At 62.6% G+C, this 14,305-nt stretch carries 12 protein-coding genes; 2 read left to right on the top strand and 10 right to left on the bottom strand.

Annotated features, from left to right (window positions below; all coding sequences use genetic code 11):
- Window positions 1-57: 57 nt before the first annotated feature.
- From M1D34_RS28190 to M1D34_RS28235, 10 genes are all read right to left on the bottom strand, one after another.
- Window positions 58-1,068 carry an Ldh family oxidoreductase gene (locus tag M1D34_RS28190; RefSeq protein ID WP_498786034.1) on the bottom strand — a complete coding sequence of 337 codons (1,011 nt, stop codon included), beginning with the start codon at window positions 1,066-1,068 and terminating at the stop codon, window positions 58-60.
- Window positions 1,065-2,189 carry a mandelate racemase/muconate lactonizing enzyme family protein gene (locus M1D34_RS28195; RefSeq protein ID WP_498786036.1) on the bottom strand — a complete coding sequence of 375 codons (1,125 nt, stop codon included), beginning with the start codon at window positions 2,187-2,189 and terminating at the stop codon, window positions 1,065-1,067. The genes M1D34_RS28190 and M1D34_RS28195 overlap by 4 nt, the downstream gene beginning before the upstream one ends.
- A 135-nt stretch (window positions 2,190-2,324) precedes the next feature.
- Window positions 2,325-3,215, bottom strand: coding sequence for a glycine betaine ABC transporter substrate-binding protein (locus M1D34_RS28200; protein WP_498786038.1), 891 nt, complete (start codon window positions 3,213-3,215; stop codon window positions 2,325-2,327).
- Between the two features lie 23 nt (window positions 3,216-3,238).
- On the bottom strand, window positions 3,239-3,994 hold the full coding sequence (locus tag M1D34_RS28205) for an ABC transporter permease (protein ID WP_498786040.1): 756 nt from the start codon (window positions 3,992-3,994) through the stop codon (window positions 3,239-3,241).
- A complete protein-coding gene (locus M1D34_RS28210) occupies window positions 3,991-5,106 on the bottom strand; it encodes an ABC transporter ATP-binding protein (protein ID WP_498786042.1) in 1,116 nt (371 codons plus the stop codon). Before M1D34_RS28210 ends, M1D34_RS28205 begins: the two co-directional genes overlap by 4 nt.
- Window positions 5,103-5,765 (bottom strand): ABC transporter permease, encoded by a 663-nt coding sequence (locus M1D34_RS28215; RefSeq protein WP_003527007.1) that lies wholly within the window; start codon window positions 5,763-5,765, stop codon window positions 5,103-5,105. The genes M1D34_RS28210 and M1D34_RS28215 overlap by 4 nt, the downstream gene beginning before the upstream one ends.
- Window positions 5,766-5,915: 150 nt before the next feature.
- Window positions 5,916-6,596 (bottom strand): isochorismatase family protein, encoded by a 681-nt coding sequence (locus tag M1D34_RS28220; RefSeq protein ID WP_498786044.1) that lies wholly within the window; start codon window positions 6,594-6,596, stop codon window positions 5,916-5,918.
- Window positions 6,596-7,900, bottom strand: a complete 1,305-nt coding sequence (locus tag M1D34_RS28225; protein ID WP_498786046.1) for a M24 family metallopeptidase — start codon at window positions 7,898-7,900, stop codon at window positions 6,596-6,598. Before M1D34_RS28225 ends, M1D34_RS28220 begins: the two co-directional genes overlap by 1 nt.
- A 91-nt stretch (window positions 7,901-7,991) precedes the next feature.
- Window positions 7,992-8,984 (bottom strand): GlxA family transcriptional regulator, encoded by a 993-nt coding sequence (locus M1D34_RS28230; RefSeq protein WP_498786048.1) that lies wholly within the window; start codon window positions 8,982-8,984, stop codon window positions 7,992-7,994.
- Window positions 8,985-8,991: 7 nt separating this feature from the next.
- Window positions 8,992-10,527: a trimethylamine methyltransferase family protein gene (locus M1D34_RS28235; RefSeq protein ID WP_498786050.1), complete on the bottom strand. Its 1,536-nt coding sequence runs from the start codon at window positions 10,525-10,527 to the stop codon at window positions 8,992-8,994.
- A 226-nt stretch (window positions 10,528-10,753) separates the two neighbouring features.
- On the opposite strand from M1D34_RS28235, the gene M1D34_RS28240 reads away from it, so the two are divergent.
- Both M1D34_RS28240 and M1D34_RS28245 read left to right on the top strand, forming a co-directional pair.
- Window positions 10,754-11,641 carry a LysR substrate-binding domain-containing protein gene (locus tag M1D34_RS28240; RefSeq protein ID WP_498786052.1) on the top strand — a complete coding sequence of 296 codons (888 nt, stop codon included), beginning with the start codon at window positions 10,754-10,756 and terminating at the stop codon, window positions 11,639-11,641.
- Window positions 11,642-11,875: 234 nt separating this feature from the next.
- Entirely contained in the window at window positions 11,876-14,296 is a 2,421-nt protein-coding gene (locus M1D34_RS28245; protein WP_498786053.1) for a GcvT family protein, read from the top strand.
- The last annotated feature ends 9 nt before the right edge of the window (window positions 14,297-14,305 follow it).

Here is a 14,305-nt window from a genome sequence, read left to right on the forward strand (position 1 = left end):
CAGTGTATGCGATTTCGCAAGACCGACACGACCGCCCATCGATGATGAGCTGACTTTTTACCTCGATCCAGGCTCCTGGCGGTTCTTCGACTTCGAAAGCAAAACGGCCTCCTTCCAGAGATCGGCATCGACGCAAACGGGCTGCTTTCGTCCGGAGTGGCCGGGAAGCCTTACGCCGGCGGCCTCATGGGAGGCGACCAGATTATCCATCGCTTCGGAGAAGTGACCGGCGGCGAAGTGACCGGGGTCGATGGCGATCAGGAATTGGCCGACATGCGGCGGCCCACCCTCGTCGTTTCCGAAGGCGCTCGCCTCCGTGCTGAGGGCCGAACCGGTCAGGGCGCCAGCAAGGATTTCCACGAGAAGGGCGACATTGGCGCCCTTGCGACCGCCGGCGGGCAGCAGCGAACCTTCCAGCCCGGTGGCCGCGTCGGTCGTCGGCTGTCCGTTCCCGTCCTGCGCCCAGCCGATCGGGATTGCCTCGCCGCGATCGCGGCGCAGGATCATCTCCGTCTTGGTGACGGCGCTCATGCTCTGATCGACGACGACTGCCGGAGCCCCTTCTTTCGAAGGTACGGCGAAGGCAAGCGGATTCGTGCCGAAGAGCGCCCGCGTCGCACCGGGCGGCGCAACGGAGGCAGGCGCATTCGAAACGCAGATGCCGATCAGGCCGGCGTCGGCAAGGGGCCGGACGTGATGGCCGAGCGCGAGGCAATTATAGGAGTTGCGCACCGCCATTGCCGCGAGGCCCGCCTGGCGTGCGAGGTCGATCAGGGCCGGCGTGCCGGCGGCTATGGCGGGATGTGCGAAGCCGGATCTTGCGTCGACCGTGACCGTCACACCGCACGTCCTCACCTCAGGAACGGCTTCTCCATCGACCTTTCCGACCGCCAGGTGCCCGCAGAAGATCGGCAGGTAGTAAAGGCCGCAGACGCGATTGCCGTCGGCCTCCGCCGTGGCGATCGCGCTCGCCACGGCGCGTGCGTTTTCGGCTGCCGCACCATGGACCGTCAGCGCCTCGAGGCAAACTGCCTCGATCTCTTCCCGGGAGGTCTCGACCGGCGTCATCGGCTTGCCGCGTAGCGCCCTTCGCCTTCGGCGACCAGGTCTTCGGAGAGCTGGAAACCCAGTCCGGGCTTCCTGAAGGCATCGAGCCAGCCCTTTTTGGGCGCCAGATCGGGCGAGGAGACGATATCCTTCTGGACGAGCTGCCACATGATCTGGTTGCCGTCGTCGAGATTGGGAATGGCAAGCCCGATATGGTGCTCCGCGCAGGTGGTGATGCCGGTGGTGAAGGAAGAGTGGATGCAGATCTTCAGTCCGGCGGCCTCCGCCACGGCTGCCGCCTTCATCATCGGCTGTATGCCGCCGATCTCGCGCGGGCCGATGCAGATCATGTCCGCAGCACGCTGGCGGCATATCTCATAGACGTCGTAGAGCGTGAAGGCAGCCTGATCCGCAATGATCGGAATACCGACTTTTTCGCGTACATGCGCCATGGCCGGAATGCTCCAGCTGACGGTCGGCTGCTCGATGAATTCGATGTCGTATTTTTCGAGCTTGCGGCACATGTTGATCGCATCATGGACGCTCCAGCCTTCGTTCGCATCGAGGCGCAGGCGCGCATCGCCGATCTCGCGGCGAACCGCCGCGGTGATCTCGAGGTCGAGCTTCTCTCCGCGGCCGACCTTGAGATAGAAGACCCGCTCGCCCTGGGCGTGGCCGACGGCGGCATCGCGCGCAAGCTCCTCGGCGGTTTCGCCCTGCAGGAAATAGAAGTAGCCGACCGCCTTCCGGTGAGCGCCCCCAAGCAGCTGGTGAACCGGCAGGCCGGCGAGCTTGCCTTGAAGATCCCACATGGCCATGTCGATGCCGGAAAATATCTGGTTGGCCGCCCGCATGATATTGGCGCCATGCCCGAGATATTCCTGGTGGAAGATGCGCGCGATGAGCGGTGCCACGTCGTGAGGCGAATGGCCGACGAGATGTTTGGCGAGGCGATAAAGGATCGCCGCCGTACCGGTCTGGTCCGGCGCGACCGTGCATTCGCCGATGCCGACCGTGCCGTCATCCGCCTCGATCTCGATAAGGTTGACCGCAAAAGATTCGCGGGTGCCGTAGGACCAGTGGTAAGGCTGCTTGAGCGGCAGAACCAGCGGGCGGACGCGGACGCTTGATATTTTGACCATTCTCGCTCCTCGAAAAGACGGCCGGCACGGCCGAGCCGGTATATCTGCGCCGGGTTCTCCGGCACGCATCCTTCCCGCCCGCCGGCAGGAAACCTGCAGGCGGGACGAGACGTTCGTCGATAAATGCGGCGCGTTTTACATGCCGAGCGACTTCAGATAGTCGGCGGCGACCGTTTCGATGGTCTTCTTCTCCACATCGACCTGGCTGTTCAAACGCTGCATCGTGGCGTCATCGAGCTTCTTCGAGACCGCTTCGAGCGTTTCCTTGAGATCCGGATTCGCGTCGAGCACTTCCTTGCGGACGACCGGGGTCAGCGCATAGTTGGGGAAGAAGCCCTTGTCGTCCTTCAGCGTCTTCAAGCCGAGTGCCGCGATCTGGCCGTCGGTGGCCTGCGCGGCAATGGTGTCGAGATCGCCGTTGGCCAGCGCATTATAGGCGAGACCAAGGTCCATCGGCCGCACATTGGCGCGCCCGGTCTCGAAGCCGTAGACCTCTTGCAGGCCGATCAGGCCGTCCGGACGCTTCGGAAATTCGGCCGTCGTGCCCATGAGTATATCCTTGCCGTCGTTATACGCCTTGGCGAGGTCGGAGATCGTCTCCATGCCGTCCGTCTTGGCGTTGCCCGGCTTGATGACATAGGCGTAGGTGTTGTTCGCCGCGGACGGCGCCAGCCAGACGAGGCCTTTTTCGCCGTCGAGTTCCTTGACGCGGTTATAAGTCTCCTCCGGCGAAAGCCGTTCCGTCACCTTGTTGAAGGTGATGAGCGACGTCCCCGTATATTCCCAGTAGAGATCGACCTCGCCGTTCTCCAGTGCGGCGCGGACGATCTTCGTGCCCATGCCGTCCTTCTTGTCGACGGTGTGTCCCTTGCTCTCGAGGAGCTGCTTGGTGATCTCTGCGATGATCAGCTGCTCGGTGAAGTTTTTCCCGCCGACGGTAAGGGTGGCGGCCCAGGCGGTCGTCGTGACGAGCGCGATGGCGGCCGCCGACAGAAGGGTCTTGGCAATTTTCGGTGCGAAGTTCATTTCAGTTCCTCTCTCTCATTTTGTTATCGCAGCGGATTGATGCCCCGTGGAACGAGGTAGTACTGAATCTGGCCGACGATGAAATCGACCAGGACCGCGAGCATTGCCGTGGGAATTGCCCCGGCCATCATCATCGGGAGTTCGTCCAGCGAGATCCCGGTGAAGATCAGTTCGCCAAGCCCGCCCGCGCCGATCAGAAAGACCAAGGGCGCTGAGCCGACGCAGATCGCGAGCGCGGTGCGGATGCCGCCAAAGATCACGAAGAGGGCGTTTGGAAGTTCGACGCGCCACAGCACCTGGCCCGGCGTCATGCCCATGCCGGTTGCGGCCTCCACAAGGTGCGGCGGCACGGCGCGCAGGCCGGCATAGGTGTTGCGCACGATCGGCAGGAGGGTGGCCGCCCAGAGACCGAAGACCGCGGGCACCGTACCGATCCCGAGCAGCGTCATGGAAAGCGCCAGGATCGCAAGCGTCGGCACGGTGCTGCCGATATTGAAGACCTGCATCACCGCCTCCGAAAAAAGGCGGAAGGCGGGCCGCGAAAGCACGATGCCGACCGGTACGGCCACAAGGATGGCGAGCCCTCCAGCCCAGGCGACCAGCTCCAGATGCTGCACGATGAGATATGAGATGTCGTCGGAATAGGCGAGGATTTCCTCTGCCATGCCGCTCCACCACAGCCAGGCGACGGTTCCGGCCAGCACGATGAGCACGATCAACGGCGCGGTCTCTATCCGGCGGCTTTGCTGCGGTGCGGCCGGGCTGACGAGAGCGCTCATGCCTTTGCTCCATGGCCGAGATTGTGCACGATGGAACGGTAGCTCATCACGCCCGCCATCCGGCCGCTCTCGTCAACGCAGGGCAGCAGCGGCATGTCGTGGGCGAACATTATCGATACGGCCTGCCTAAGATCGCCAGTGGTCGGGACGGCAGACTTTACCGGTTCCGCATGATCGCCCACGGTACCGGAGCGCAACTCCGCCACTTGCTCGCTCAAGAGAGACTGCGGTGCGCCGTCGGCGTTCAGCACAAAGACTGCAGCGCTGCGCGACGATCGCATGCGCTCGAGCGCATGCTCGACCGAGTCCTCGCTCCGGACCGTGATGAAACCCGTCTCCATGGCGTCGCGCACCGAGACGAGCCTCAGCCGCTTGAGTGCCCGGTCCGAGCCGAGGAAGTCTTCGATGAAGCTGTTGGCGGGACGGGCGAGCAATTCGTCGGGCGCGGCATATTGTTCGAGCCTGCCGCTGCGGAAGATCGCGATCTTGTCCGCCATCTTCACCGCTTCGTCGAGATCGTGCGAGACGAAGATGATCGTCTTGCGAATCTCCCGCTGCATCTTCAGGAACTCCTCCTGAATGGCTTCGCGGTTGATCGGATCGATCGCCCCGAACGGCTCGTCCATCAGCATGACCGGCGGATCGGCCGCCAGCGCGCGCAGAACGCCGACACGCTGCTGCTGGCCGCCTGAAAGTTCCTTCGGGTAGCGTTTAAGGAAAAGGTCGGGCTGGAGGCCGACAAGCTCGAGGAGCTCTTTGGCGCGGGCGCGCGACTTGCGGCGATCCCAGCCGAGGAGGTCCGGCACGACACAGATATTTTCCTCAATCGTCTTGTTCGGGAAAAGGCCGATCTGCTGGATCACATAGCCGATGGTCCGCCGCAGCTTGATCGGATCAATGGTGCTCGTGTCCTTGCCGTTGATGAAGACCTTGCCGCTGGTGGGCTGGATCAGCCGGTTGATCATCTTCATCGTCGTCGTCTTGCCGCATCCCGAGGGACCGAGCAGCACGCAGATCTCTCCGGTTGGTAAGTCGAGGCTTACATTGTCGACCGCAATAAGCGGAGCATGCGCCGGGCCGTAGTGTTTCGTCAGATTCTCGAGCCGGATCATGGCGTGACCTCCCCCTGAATACCGCGAGACGTGAGAAGGCGCTGCACGAGCGCGAGGAAAAGGTCGGCTGCGATCGCAAGCAGCGAGACCGCCAGCGCCCCCGTCACCAGCTGACGGGGATCGGACTGGCTGATGCCGCGCGAGATGAACGTGCCGAGGCCGCCTGCGCCGATATAGGCCGCAATCGCCGTTACGCCGATATTCATGACGACGGCAGTCCTGACGCCGGCCATGATGACCGGAATGGCAAGCGGGATTTCGACCTGGCGCAGACGTTGCCAAGTGCTCATCCCCATCCCTTTCGCAGCCTCCCGAAGCGCCGGATCGACATTGGTGATGGCGGTGTAGGTGTTGCGGATGATGGGAAGCTGGGAATAGAGAATGACGGCTACGACCGCCGGGACATAGCCGATGCCATGCCCGATCGGCGAGAGCAGCGGGATCATCAGGCCGAACAGCGCAATCGAGGGAACGGTGATCATCATCGAGGCGAGATAGAGAACGGTGTCGGCCGTGCTCTTCGACTGCGTGATCGCAATCCCGATCGGCACGGCCGTCGCGATCGCAATTCCGACCGCCAGGAAGACGATCGAAATGTGCTCGATGGTCCGCGTGCCTATGATGTCCAGATTGTCGATGATGAACCGTACGATCTCCATTCGTTGCGGCCTGCCTTTCCTAAACTGGGTCACGATGTCTCAGGCCGATCCGACCTGAAACCATGCGCGTGACCGATCCCAATAAATCAGAGCGGGATCCCGCCGGGACACCCGGCCCTCCGCTCTGATGCGTGCCCCTATCAACGCTCGTCAGAGTTCGCCGTAAAGTTTAGCGGCATTCTCGAAAGTGTAGCGCAGGGGCACCGATCCCTCGACCCGCCATGCTTCGACCGTGTCTCCTTCCAGAAGGGCGCAAGCGGCTTCGGTGTCGACGACCGCGCCGCCATAGAGCCGGTTCGCCAGGTTGAGAATGCCGGTCTGGTGCATCGCAGGGCCGCCGCTGCCGCATGCATCCTTGACGAGCAAGACATGCAGCCCAAGGTTGATCGCGTCCTTTACCGTTGCATCGACACAAGCCTCGGTCCAGACGCCGGCGATCACCAGCCATTCCACGGCTGCGTCCCGCAATTCGCCGATCAATGGGCTCCTGCCGAAGGCGCTCGCTTCGTTTTTGACGAGCAGCCGCTCCGACGGAAGCGGAGCGACCTCCGGGCAGATCGCCGTGAGCGGATCGTCCTTGTCGCTAAAGGCGGAACGTCCATCCGGTCCGATCGGATGGAACGGGCGAAGATTGTCGGCGAGATCGACGATATAGGCGCAGTGAAAGACGGGGATGCCGCTTCGGCGGGCCGCCTCCTGAAGGCGTGCGGCATTGCCGAGCACCATATCGTAACCGTCGACGAGATAGCGCTCGTCGTGGCGATGCTCCTCCTGGAGATCGATAAAAAGGGCGGCGGCTTTCGCACGGTCGATCCGCAACGGTTTCTTCATCAAGTCTCCCCGCTCAGGAATTCGTCCTCATAGGGAAAGCGCGACAGGAGCTCCGTGCCGTTCTCCGTGATGAGGATCTCGTCTTCGAGTTTCACGCCCTCGCGGCCGCCCTTTTCGCCGATGTAGCTTTCCACCGAGACGACCATTCCGGGCACGAGATGTCCATCGCGACCGTAGGTCTCGTAGTCCATCGCATGGGCGATGAACGGCGTCTCGCCGTGCATGCCGACGCCGTGCATCACGGAGGTGTAACGCTGATCGACGAAGCGGTCTGGTATCTTCCAGGCCTTTTCGGCGATCTCGCGGAAGGCCATGCCCGGCTTGACGATGTCGATATTGTGCTGAACCTGGTCGTAGGCCATCCGGTAGAGCGATTTCTGGTAAGGGGTCGGCTTGCCAGGACCGCAGCGGAAGGTTCGCGAGAAATCGGAATAGTAGCCGTAGCAGCCGATCGTATCGGTATCGAGGGCCACGAGTTCGCCCGGCCTGATCTTGCGGCCGCTTGCCTCGTTGAACCAGGGATTGGTTCGCTGGCCGGAACTCAGCAGCCGGGTCTCGATGAACTCCCCGCCCTGCCGGATCACTTCATGATACATGATCGCGAAGAGCTCGTTTTCGGAAACGCCCGGCTTGATCGCTTCGCGTACGGCGGCCACGGCAGCTTCGGCGCCGGCCATGGATACCTGAAGGCATTTGATCTCTTCAGGAGTCTTGACGGCCCTGACGGCGAGAATTTCGCCCTGACAGTCCTTCACCTCGCACCCGCGCTTTTCGAGTGCCAGTGCCTGGAGGTGGCTGCAGCGGTCCATGCCGAGCTTCATCGACCCGCCGCCATGCTGCTTTAGCAAATCGGTAATCTCGTCCGCGAACGGCCCGGCGGTCTCGTCGTCCTTACCGGAGACGGAGGACCAGACAAGCTTGGAAGGGCGGGCCTCGTCGATCGTGTCGAGGACCATCGAGACGTGATAGCTCTGCGGATATTCGAAGAGGACGACCGGACCTTCAGCGGGGATGAAGAAATAGCGGGTGGAGTTGCGCAGGAAATACCCGAACATGTTTCGGGAGCCCGTCGCGTAGCGCTGGTTATAGGGGTCGAAAAGGACCACCGCGCCGTAACCGGCCGCGCGCATCCAGTCGCGAAGCTTCTTCAGCCTCCCCTTGCGCAGGGCGTCGGCGTCGATGAAGGACGGTTCCGTGTCCGAAAGCCACATGCCGCCGGCCGGATCGGCTGCCTGCGGATGGCGCATCCGGTCCTTGAAGTCCACGTCATCCACGCTGTCGGGATCGAATACAACAATGCTCATGACATTCTCCTTTTCCAGCAGGATGGAGAAGAGTCGGAGCGCGCATTTGCGCAGATTCCGCAGTATCTATGCCAAAATCCGCGAAGTTTCATTATTTCAGCCCCGCGACTGCGCGGGGCGCCTCGCCCGCCCGCGAGACGCGGCGGCGAACGCTGTGCGGGACATAACCGAACTGCTCTTTGAAGGCGCGGGAGAAGTTGGCGGCATTTCCGAAACCGCAGGCGACGGCGACTTCATTCACCTTGAGGCTGGAATGCGTCAGCATGTCTGCCGCATGACCAAGCCTAAGATTGCGGTAATAGCTGTTGGGCGACACGCCAAGTTCGGCCTTGAAGGCGCGTTCGAGCTTATCGGACGAGACATTCAGCCGGCCGGCCATATCCTCGATCCGCAATACGTCCTCGATCGCATCCTCCATCATAGCCACCGCGGAAAGGACGAGGCCGTCGGCGATGCCGCTCCGGATGCGCAAGGTCAGCTTCCGCCGATCGGCGTCAGGCCGCAACGGGCTGTGCATGAACCAGCCGGCGACGCCGTCGGCGAGCTCGGCGCCATAATCCCGTCCGATCATGTCCAGCATCATGTCGAGGCTGCCGATGCCGCCGACGGAGGTGAAGCGGCGGCGGTCGATCACATAAAGATCCGAGCGCATGTCGAGATGCGGGAACGCTTCCTTGAAGGCCGGCTGGCTGGTCCAATGGAGCGTACAGGAGTGGCCGTCGAGTAGCCCTTTGCGCGCCAGGAAGAAGGCGGCGTCGGCCACCGCACCAAGTTGCGCACCGGATCGGAGATTCTTGCGGATCCACGCCATCTCCTCGTCCGCAACGAGATGCTCTGCATCACCGCCCGAACATACGACGATCCGGTCGACCTCAGGTGCGTTGCGCACATGGAAGTCCGGCTCGATACCGATGCCGTTCGACGCGGTGATCTTCTCGCCGGCGGCCACCGTAACCCAGGAATAGCAGCGCTTGCCGGACAGCGTATTGGCAGCCCGCAGCGGCTCGATGACGGAACTGAAGGCCATCAGCGGAAAATTCGGAAACATCAAAACCGCAAAGCGGATTTCCTGCGTATCCCTCATCTGCCCCTCAAGGTTCGCCCGCGCCGATCTCGGCGCGCCGCTTGATCATGTAGGCATCGAGCTCTTCCCGGATCGCCGGGTCGACTACCGGTTCCTCGTACTCGCGCAACGCCTGCTGCCAGATGCCGGTCGCGCGCTCCAGCGCGTCGTGCCCGCCGGCCTCCTGCCAGCTGCCGTAATTCTGCCAGTTGGACAGCATCGGCTGGTAGAAAGCAGTTTCGTATCGCGCCATCGTATGTTCGGAACCGAAGAAGTGTCCTCCGGCCGGTACCGATTTTATGGCGTCGAAACCGAGATCGTCCTCGGAGAATGGCATGGGCTCAAGAAAGCTCATCATGTTCTGCAGGATCTCCACGTCTAGCACCAGCTTCTCATAGGAGGCCGTCAGGCCACCTTCGAGCCATCCGGCAGCGTGATAGATGAGGTTGGCACCCCCGAGCACCGCACCCCAGGTTGCCATCTCCGTCTCGTAGGCCGCCTGAAGGTCGACTGCGTTGGAGGCATTGGCATTCGACGTGCGATAGGGAAGCTTGTAGCGCCGCGCGAGCTGGCCCGCGATGATGTTGGCCTTGGCGTTTTCCGGCGTGCCGAAGGCGGGGGCGCCGGAACGCATGTCCACATTGGACGTGAATGCGCCATACATGACCGGCGTACCCGGATTGACGAGCTGCGCAAGCGTGACGCCGAACAGCGCCTCGGCATTCTGCTGGCAGAGTGCAGCCGCAAGCGTCACCGGTGTCATCGCGCCCATCAGCGTGAAGGGCGTGATGGTCACCGGCTGCCCGTGCTCGGCCATGGCGATAAGCCCATCCGCCATCGCATCGTCGAAAAGCCGCGGCGAGTTCACCGAGATGATCGTGATGACGCCAGGCGATTGGCGCATCTCCTCGACACTGATGCCGCGCGCGATCGCCATCATGTTGATGCCGTCCACGGCCCGCCCCCGCCCGATGGCGGTGCAGTGGAAGCAGAGATCGCTAAGCGTGATATTCGCCTTGTAGGTATCGAGGTGCCGGGAATTGGCCGGCAGCTCCATCGGCGCGCAGACCTGGTTCCCGAGAATGTGGATCGCGTTGAAGTGGTGGGCGAGACGCGTGAAGTTCTGGTAATCCGCGAGATTGCCCTGCCGCCGGCCGTTGACCCGGTCGTGCACGTTCGGAGGACCTGCCACGAGGCCGAAGGCGATCGTGTTGCCGCCGATCGTCAGCCGTTTCTCGGGATTGCGGCTGGTCAGCGTGAAGGAAGACGGCGTCGTGGCGAGCGCCGCCTCGACGATGGATTCGTCGATGCGGATCATCAGGTTCTCGCGGTCGACGATTGCGCCCGCCTTCTCGAACAGCGCCATCGCCTTTTCGCTCATGACGCGGATACCGATTTCGGAGAGGATGCGCATCGAATTGCGATGAAGCGCCTCGAGACGCTCCTCGTCGAGAAGCTGCATCGGGGCATAGGTGTTGACGACCTCCTGCCATGGCAGCTGCGAAATACCGTCGCCGCCCCGGATTGCCCGCGATCGTCTTCCGCCGCCGCGTCTGCCGCTCATCGAGAACTGCCTTTCATCCCCTGATCCGCGCAGCTGGGCATAAAAAGCCCTGCTCCGGGTACTGGTGCTTTTTCTGTTCCGCTCACCGAAACTATGGCCAATCATGCACCGGTCTTCACATGATAAGTTCGGCGGCAATGGCCAAAAAAAACCATGTCATGGCACGCTTGCACCTTGCAAGTCCCCGACCGGCCTGACTAGCATGGAGCAAAAGGGGAACTCTCAAATGAAGCCGCCGCCGCCATTGAACTACATCCGCTCCTTCGAATGCTCTGCCCGGCATCTCAGCTTCACCGAGGCGGCCAACGAACTGGGCTATACGCAGGCCGCCATCAGCAATCATGTGCGGGCACTCGAGCAATATCTTGGGCGTCAGCTCTTCATCCGCTATCCGCGCAGCCTCAAGCTGACCGAGATGGGAGAGGCTTTTCTTCCCACCCTGCGCCAGGCTCTGAACCAGATCGACTTCGCCACCGAAGCGGTCCTTGCGTCGGCGCGCAACAAGACCGTCGTTATCTCCTGCCCGACGAGCCTTGCCGAAAACTGGCTGGCAAGGTGCGTCGCCGGGTTCAGCAGGAAACATCCGGACGTGGAAATCCTTCTGCACGGCACGATCTGGGAGGATTCGACCGAGCAGATCGCCGACATCCTGATTTCGATCCGCCGCTTCGACAACATGCCGGCAAGCGGCATGCAATTGTGGAACGACCGGCTTGTGCTTCTATGCGCGCCCCAGCTCGTCCATGGCCAGAATGCGATCAGGACGCCGGCCGACGTTCTTAAAACGAACTGGATCGCCGTGCACGGGCGGCAGGAGTTCTGGCAGGAAATGGCCGATGCGCTCGGCATAGACGCATCCGCGAACGACAAGCGGCTTTCCACCAATTCCACCAATATCGCGCTGGAAATGGCGGCGAGCGGCGCCGGCTGCATCGTGACCACCCAGTCGCTCGCGCGGACCTATGTGGATCGCGGCCTGCTTGTCGAGCCGTTTCAGATCCGCACCAGAAGCGCGTGGAACTATTACCTCGCCGAAGGACAGGCATCCAAAGGAACGACCGTCTCGAAGGTGCGCGACTGGATCGTCGCCGAGGCTCAGAAGGTGATCGGCTGACCGGTGACCCATTGGCTCGATGCCGGAAAGGGCCGATTTCAGACTAGCCGGAACCCATCCGGCAACAAACGAAAATTGCGAGATCAATGACCTCGTTTTATTTGTCCATCGGATGACAAAAGGGGCCGATTTCCCGCTTTGCGCCGCTTTGCAAACAACGGCCCGTCCCTAAACTGAAGCCGGCCGGCAGACATCCGCCGGCGGCAGAGGTCATCGTTTCAAGGCTGGATTTCCATGCGCTCCCACGCTCAAGCGGTCGTCATCGGCGGCGGTCTCATCGGCTGCTCCATTCTCTACCATCTCACCAAGCTCGGCTGGTCCGACGTCGTGCTTCTCGAGCGCAGCGAACTGACGTCGGGATCGACCTGGCATGCGGCCGCCAACATCCACGGCCTGCACGACTCCACCAACATCAGCCTGCTTCAGCATTATACGATGGCGCTCTACAAGGAGCTGGAGGTCGAGACCGGGCAAGGCTGCGGCATCTTCCAGCCAGGATCGCTCTATCTTGCGCAGACCGAGGCGCGCGAGCACCAGCTAAGGCTCCAGGAGGCCAAGGCGCGCCGCTATAAGATGAACTTCTACGAGATCGGCCGTGATGAAGCGGAGCGTCTTCATCCACTCGTCAACTTCGACGGCATCCGCTGCATCATGTACGAGCCGGAGGGCGGCAATGTCGACCCCTCCGGCGTGACGATGGCTTATGCCGCAGGCGCGCGCAAGCGCGGCGCCGAAATACACCGCTTCACGCCCGTCACCGGTACGGAGGCGCAAGCGGACGGCAGCTGGATCGTGCGCACCCCGAAGGGCGACATCCGCACCCGTTGGGTCGTCAACGCTGCGGGACTATGGGGCCGTGAAGTCGCCGCCATGGCCGGCCTCGAACTTCCGCTGATGCCGACGGAACACCAGTATTTCGTGACCGAGACCATAGCGGAGATCGCCGCCCTCGACCGGCGGCTGCCCTCCGTCGCGGACCGCGACGGCGAGTATTACCTCCGGCAGGAGGGCCTGGGCCTGCTGATCGGCGCCTATGAGCGCGACATGCGCTTCTGGGCCGAGGAGGGCACGCCGCTCGGCTTCGGTCACGAACTCTTCCCCGATGACCTCGAACGCATCGAGGAAAACATGATGCGCGCGATCGACCGCGTGCCGGTGGTCGGAACGGCGGGCATCAAGCGCGTCATCAACGGGCCGATGATCTGGTCGCCCGATAGCGCGGTCCTCTTCGGCCCCGTGCCGGAAATGGCGAACTACTTCTGCTGCAACGGCATCATCCCCGGCTTCTCGCAGTCGGGCGGCATGGGCAAGCTTGCGGCGGAATGGATGATCGAGGGCGAGCCGTCGCTCGACATGTTCGGCTGGGACATGGCCCGCTTCGGCCACTGGGCGAACAAGGCCTTCACCAAGGCGCGCGTTCAGGACCAGTACAGCCACCGGTTCAAGATCCATTTCCCCAATGAGGAGCGGGCGGCCGGGCGCCCGGTTCGCACCCGGCCGGCTTATGAGAAACAGAAGGCGATGGGCGCCGTCTTCGGCCTGAATTTCGGCTGGGAACATCCCCTCTGGTTCTCCGCCGATGGTGAGCCGAAGGAAGAAACGATCGGTTTCACCCGCCAGAACTGGTGGGCGCCCGTCGGCCGCGAGGCCCGCATGCTGCGCGAAAGCGCCGGAATCATCGACATTTCCAACTTTGCGAAATACGCAGTGAAGGGGCCGGGTGCCTCCGACTGGCTGAACGCGCTTTTCGCCAATCGCATGCCCACTGGTGTCGGCCGCTCGTGCCTGACGCCTCTCATTGGCAAGCGGGGCGGCATTGCGGGCGATTTCACGGTGACGAAGCTCGGCGACGACGAGTTCATGATCTTCGGCTCAGGCATGGCGGAACGCTACCATCAGCGCTTCTTCAATGCGGTTCCGCTTCCCGAGGGAACGACCTTCACCTCGCTCACGGAGCGTCTTTGCGCCTTCAACATCGCCGGGCCGAAATCGCGCGAATTGCTGATGCGCCTGACGAATGACGACCTTTCAAACGAGAACTTCCCCTTCATGCGGTCGCGCAGGATGCGCGTTGGCGGCGTCGAGGTCGTCGCGCTGCGCGTCTCCTTCACCGGCGATCTCGGCTGGGAACTCTACTGCGACGCCGAAAGGCAGGTCGCGCTCTACGACGCCTTGCTGGAGGCCGGTGCGGATCTCGGCGCGGGCCCGGTCGGCTCACGCGCACTCGCCTCGCTGCGCATCGAAAAGGGCTATGGCAGCTGGAGCCGCGAGTATTCGCCGGAATACTGGCCGCAGGAATGCGCTCTCGACCGGCTGATCAAGCTCGACAAGGACGCGTTCCTGAACAAGGCCCCCTATCAGGAAATCGCAGGCAAGCGTGCGAGGCAGAAGCTCGCCATGATATCGATCGACGCCACGGATGCGGATGCTACCGGCGGCGAGCCGATCTTTCTCCATGACGGCACCCCGATCGGCCAGGTTTCATCCGGCGCCTACGGCTATACGGTCGGCATGTCGCTGGCGCTCTGCTACATCAAGGCTGAAATGGCGAAACCGGGCGACAAGGTGAGTGTCGCCATCCTCGGCCGCCCCCATGACGCAGTCATCCTGGAACGGCCGCCATTCGACCCGGAAGGCGAACGGCTTCGAATGTGACGGACAGCC

The sequence above is a fragment of the Ensifer sp. D2-11 genome (assembly GCF_054161295.1).